This is a genomic window from Ruegeria sp. YKSF57, from assembly GCF_059612585.1.
In genome coordinates this window covers 1-5,613 of the sequence record NZ_JBXWQW010000096.1, presented here as the reverse complement: position 1 = coordinate 5,613, position 5,613 = coordinate 1, and the positions used below count along the sequence as shown (strand labels likewise).

Annotated in this window: 5 protein-coding genes; all 5 read left to right on the top strand. The window is 58.2% G+C overall.

Annotated features, from left to right (window positions below):
• Positions 1 to 1,692: DUF3604 domain-containing protein (locus AC2FLX_RS21780; protein ID WP_496875556.1), on the top strand; the 1,692-nt coding region annotated here is incomplete at its 5' end.
• 77 nt (positions 1,693 to 1,769) lie between these two features.
• Complete coding sequence (locus AC2FLX_RS21775) at positions 1,770 to 2,771, top strand: SphA family protein (RefSeq protein ID WP_496809720.1); 1,002 nt, start codon at positions 1,770 to 1,772, stop codon at positions 2,769 to 2,771.
• Positions 2,772 to 2,935: 164 nt separating this feature from the next.
• A complete protein-coding gene (locus tag AC2FLX_RS21770; protein ID WP_496744469.1) occupies positions 2,936 to 3,595 on the top strand; it encodes a hypothetical protein in 660 nt (219 codons plus the stop codon).
• 4 nt (positions 3,596 to 3,599) lie between these two features.
• A complete protein-coding gene (locus AC2FLX_RS21765; protein WP_496875555.1) occupies positions 3,600 to 4,529 on the top strand; it encodes a peptidyl-prolyl cis-trans isomerase in 930 nt (309 codons plus the stop codon).
• The gene (locus tag AC2FLX_RS21760) at positions 4,526 to 5,536 is read left to right on the top strand and encodes a HupE/UreJ family protein (protein WP_496744471.1); all 1,011 of its coding nucleotides are present in this window, start codon (positions 4,526 to 4,528) and stop codon (positions 5,534 to 5,536) included. Before AC2FLX_RS21765 ends, AC2FLX_RS21760 begins: the two co-directional genes overlap by 4 nt.
• The last annotated feature ends 77 nt before the right edge of the window (positions 5,537 to 5,613 follow it).

The following is a 5,613-nucleotide window of genomic DNA, read 5'->3' as shown; positions in this document are numbered from 1 at the left end:
CTGATCGGCAACACGCTCGGACCCGACGAGGCCTATCGCTTCGCCAAGGGTGAGACAGTCACGTCCTCGACCGGCCTGCCCGCGCGCCTTGCGCGGCCGCTGGATTTTCTCGTCGTTGCCGATCATGCCGAGAACCTTGGAACTGCACCTCTTTTGGCGTCTCGCGACCCGCGACTGCTTGAAACGGAGTATGGCCAATCGCTGCTCGCGGCGGTCGATGCGGGCGATCTCCCGCGCGCGTGGGAAATCTTCTCGCTGACCAAGGCCTCGGGCGAGGATCCGCTGGCAGATGTGCCCGGCCTCTATGACAGCGTCTGGCAGGAGATCACGGCGGCGGCTGAGCGCCACAACCAACCCGGCGCCTTCACCGCCTTCATCGGGTTTGAATGGACGTCTACCTTCGACCGATCCAACCTGCACCGCAACGTCATCTATCGGGGCGGCAAGGAAAACGCTGATACCCGGCTGCCGTTTTCGGCCTATGACAGCGTCGATCCTGAAGACCTTTGGGATTGGATGGCAGCATACGAGGCCGATACCGACGACCGGCTGCTCGCGATCCCCCACAACGGCAACCTGTCAAACGGGTTGATGTTCGACACCGTGAAGCTCGGAACCGATGAGCCTCTCGATGCCGATTACGCGGAGCGCCGTGCAAGGTGGGAGCCGCTCTACGAGGTGACGCAGATGAAGGGCGACGGCGAGGCGCATCCGATGCTGTCGCCGGACGATCAATTCGCCGATTTCGAGACATGGGACAAGGGGCAACTGGGCCCAAATCCCAAGACGCCCGAAATGATCCCGAATGAGTACGCACGCGAGGCGTTGAAGCAGGGGCTGGCCTATCGCACTGAGCTTGGCGTCAACCCGTTCAAGTTCGGCATGATCGGTTCGACCGACAGTCACACCTCGCTGACGAGCGCGCAGGAGGACAACATGTTCGGCAAGGTCGTGGCCCTCGAACCCACCGCCGACCCGATCCGCTTCGAAGAGGTCGTGGGCGGCATCGGCGGCGACGAGAGCGTCGCGCAATATGCATGGGAGACCTCCGCCTCTGGTCTAGCTGGGGTCTGGGCGCGAGAGAACACCCGCGAAGCGATCTGGGACGCAATGATGCGCAAGGAGGTCTACGCGACCACCGGAACGCGCATCCGGGTGCGCGTCTTTGCCGGGTACGACTTTCAGGAATCTGACCTTCCTCGGTCAGACTTCGCCGCGTACGGCTACTTAAATGGTGTTCCGATGGGTGGTGAATTGGCAAGTGGGGACGGTCGTGCGCCGCGAATGCTCATCCGCGCTTTGCGAGATCCGGATGGTGCCAATCTGGACCGCATTCAGGTCATCAAAGGCTGGCTGAATGCGGATGGGACAACAAGCGAAAAGGTGTTCGATGTCGCCTGTAGTGGCCGCGACCTCGTTGATGAGATGTGCGATGGCGACGTCGGCAATACAGTGGACGTGGACGCCGCAACCTACACAAACGACATTGGACAACCCATTCTCGCAGCCTTTTGGGAAGACCCGGATTTCGATCCGGCGCAATCGGCCTTTTACTATTTGCGCGTTCTGGAAATTCCGACCCCGCGCTGGACCACATATGACCGCAAGTTTTTTGGTGTCGATTTGCCCGAAGGCGCACCGCTGACTATTCAGGATCGGGCATATACGTCGCCCATTTGGTACACGCCCTGATCCCAAACCCAAAATGCGTTCCCAAAAAGAAGGAACGGCGCAAAGTCTGCATAACTCTGCAAGAACGAGGTGACAAAATGAGAAACGAAAAGTGCGGCCTGCGCCCCGGGCTTTGCGCCGCAGCTCTGGCGACGACGATGATCCTGCCGGTCAATCCCGCCGGTGCGGTTGAGGGTGGAATCGGGGCTTATTTCCTTGGCACGCGAGATACGTTTGCCGGGTTTGTTCCTGAGCCTGGGACCTATGTAAGTCTTAGCTTTGACCATCTTGAGGGAAGTGTTGAGGGCATTTCAGTTGGCGGCCTGCCCATTGCTGCTGACGCGGATCTTGAGCTCAATCTGTGGCGGCTGAGCGCCACTCAGGTCTTTGAGGCGCAGGTTTTTGGCGGAACACCCGCAGTAAACCTGACCGTCCCTTTTCCGTTCGCTGATCTGACCTTCACTGCGATTAGACCGCCCCTGCAGGGGGCAAGCATCGACGACAGTGTGTCCGGCTTCGGAGATCTGACATTGACCGGGATGGTCGGTTGGCACAGAGGCAACCTCCACTATAGCACGGGAATGTCAGTCTATGCACCGACAGGAAATTATGACACGGCATCAATCAACTTTCAGGAGCGGACAATTGATGCTCTGTCTGTCGGTAAAAACGTCTGGTCCTTCCAACCCTATTTCGCCGCGACCTGGTTCGTCCCGGAGCGCGGGTTCGAGGCTTCTGGCGCGATCAGCTTCCTGCTCAGCGAAAAGAACAGTGCAACCGATTATCAGACCGCACCGGCCCTACAGCTGGAAGGGGCGGTAGTACAACGCTTCCGTTCCGGGTGGGGCGTAGGGCTTGCCGGATACACCTATCAGCAACTGGATGACGACAGCGGACGCGGCGCCGAGCTTACCAAAATAGCACTCGGGGCCAGTAGCCTGCGCGCACGGGTTAGTGGTATCGGCCCACTGGTAACGTTCCAAGGCGGCACGTTGCTGGGTGCCGAGGCGTCGCTAAAGCTGAAGTACACGCATGAATTCGCAGCCAAGAGTAGATTGGAGAGTAATGTTTTGTCTGCTGTGGTTTCGTTGTCTTTCTGAACGGTTCCAATGGAAGGCAGATTGCGATGATGCGTAATGTGAACGGATTCAGAGGCATTTTGCGGGCGGCTGCTCTTGCCATGTTGCCAAGTGCGTCTGTTGTTCATGCGCAGGAAAACTCGGAGTCTTTGCAAAGTGCGGCCAATGATCCAACAGCATCGATCATGTCTCTTCAGCTGCAGGGCTTTCATTCGTATGACCTGCACAATTCCCCTGAGGACAGCAGCCTGTTGCAGTTTCGTGCTGCAATTCCGTTTTCGCTTGGGCAAACCAATCATATTGCCCGGATAACAATCCCCTACATTATCGATAGCGCAAACGGACAGTCCGGTATCAGCGACACGACCCTGTTTGACCTTATGACTTTTGATCGGCGTTGGGGCCGTTTCGGCGTGGGCGCGGTGGCTCTGTTCCCGACTGGTGAAGATGGTTTGAGTGCTGAAAAATGGGCTCTGGGACCAGCGGCCGGTTTTGCAAAACAAGAGAAATGGGGGCTTTGGGGACTATTCAACCAGAACCTGTTCACCGTTGCCGGAGATAACGACCGGCCAGATGTCAACCTGTCGACGTTGCAACCCGTGTTCAACTACAACCTCGGCAATGGCTGGTCCGTCGGTACATCCGAGATGGTGTTTGTCTACGATTGGGAGGCCGGTGATTTCAGCAGCCTGCCGCTGGGGGTCAAGGTATCCAGGCTGGTTCGCGGCGATGGCCTGCCCTGGCAATGGACGCTTTCTTACGAACATAACTTTGACGACGACGCGATTTCGGCGGCCGACACGGTGAGCTTTACGTTGAAACTCTTGGTGCCCAAGGGCCGCTGAAGAAATGGACAATGATCTGATGAATGTAAGTTGGCGAACGACACATCCTCCACACATTGTAGAGCCACAGGCGCATCGCCAAAGCCTGTTCCGGCGAATTGCCACGGAACCATTTGTTCATTTTGCGCTTCTCAGCCTTGCAATCTTTGGCTGGTTCAAACTTGCACAACCGGGCGACTGGTCTACGGATCCGGATCCACGGGTCATCATCATCGATAAGCGTCAGATCGATGTCCTGGCTGGTCAGTTTGAAGACACCTGGCGGCGCCCTCCGACGGCGGACGAGTTGGCAAAACTCAAAGAAGATTGGCTGAACCGCGAAGTGCTGGTGCGCGAGGCTCTGGCGTTGGGTTTGGATGGCAATGATGAGATCATCCGCAACAGGTTGGTGCAGAAGATGAACTTCTTTCTGACCTCCGAGGCGGGCGCGGCCCGCCCGGAGGATGAGGTGCTGCAAACCTACCTGTCGGACAATGCCGAGGCGTTCACGACCCCGGCACGGATTGCGGTCAGCCTTGTGTATCTGGGGCAAAACCCAAACGACACGTTTGTCGACCAGACGCGTACGCGTTTGGCGGCAGGGGAAGATCACCGCCAGTTGGGTCAGGCGTCACTGCTTCCGACAGGGTTTGATCTGAGCGCCCGCACCTCAGTTGATGGCAACTTTGGAACGGGTTTCTTTGATCAGCTGCAGCCCTTGCCGCTGGGTGAATGGAGCGGACCTGTTCAATCGTCCTTCGGTCTTCACATGGTTCGGCTGGACAACATATGGGATGCCGTCTTGCCGCCATTTGGCGCGATCCGTGATCGTGTTCTAGCGGATTGGCGCGAGAAGCAGGCCGAGCGCGCGACGGAGGTGTTCATAGAAAATCTGCGATCCACCTATGTGATTGAGGACCTTGGGACAACGGGCACGCCAGCGGGTGAGTCATGAGGCATCTTTTGCCCTTGATCGCGTTGCTGGTGGGGCTTTTGGTGCCCGCCTTTAGCCATGCCCACGCGCTGGAGCCGGGGTATCTTGAGGTCTCGCAGGAGACCGACAGCGACTGGCACGTCTTTTGGCGCAAGCCGGATGTTCGCGGGGCGCCGATGGATATCGACGTTGCGCTTCCGGATGTCTGTACCGCGCCAACTTTTGAGGCGCCAGTTTTTGACGGTCGCGCCTGGACGCAAGTCTGGCGCATGACCTGTACCGAAGACCTGCGTGGCAACACGATACGGATCAACAAGCTTGAGGCGCAAAGAACAGACGTCCTGCTGCGGGTGGGATATCTGGACACGGTAAACATGGCGACCTTCCGCCTGACCCCCGACGCACCTGCTGTGACGCTGCCCGCGCAACAGGGGCTTATCCAGACGCTTTGGCAATATGGCGTGTTGGGCTTTGAACATATCCTCGAAGGCTGGGATCACCTGCTTTTTGTCTTCGCCTTGCTGGTTCTTATTCGCAACCTGCGCCAGCTCATCTGGGCGGTGACCGCTTTCACCGTCGCGCATTCGATCACGCTGGGGCTGGCCACTTTCGGCGTGCTGAACGTACCCGGCCCGCCGGTCGAGGCGGTGATTGCCCTGTCGATTGTCTTTCTGGCGACTGAGATGCTGCGCTCTGACGACAAATCCAAGACGCTGGCCAACCGTTTCCCCTGGGTGATTTCCTTTGGGTTCGGCCTGCTGCACGGTCTGGGCTTTGCCGGAGCGCTGGCCGAGATTGGCCTGCCCGAGCAAGACATCCCGGCGGCCTTGCTGGCGTTCAATCTTGGGGTCGAGGCCGGGCAGCTCGCCTTCATCTTTGCAGTGCTGGGCGTGTTCGTGACGGTCAGGAAGGTGGCGCAAGCGGTTTGGGGCTGGTCTTTGGCGCAATGCCCGTCACGCCAAATCCTTGGATATCCCATCGGATGCATCGCTGCGTTTTGGCTGGCCGAACGGCTGGCCGGATTTTGAACAAAAGAAGGAAGGAGAAGGGACAATGATGAAAATACTTGGAAGGGTTATGCTGGTCGTCACTATCGCGCTTGCCG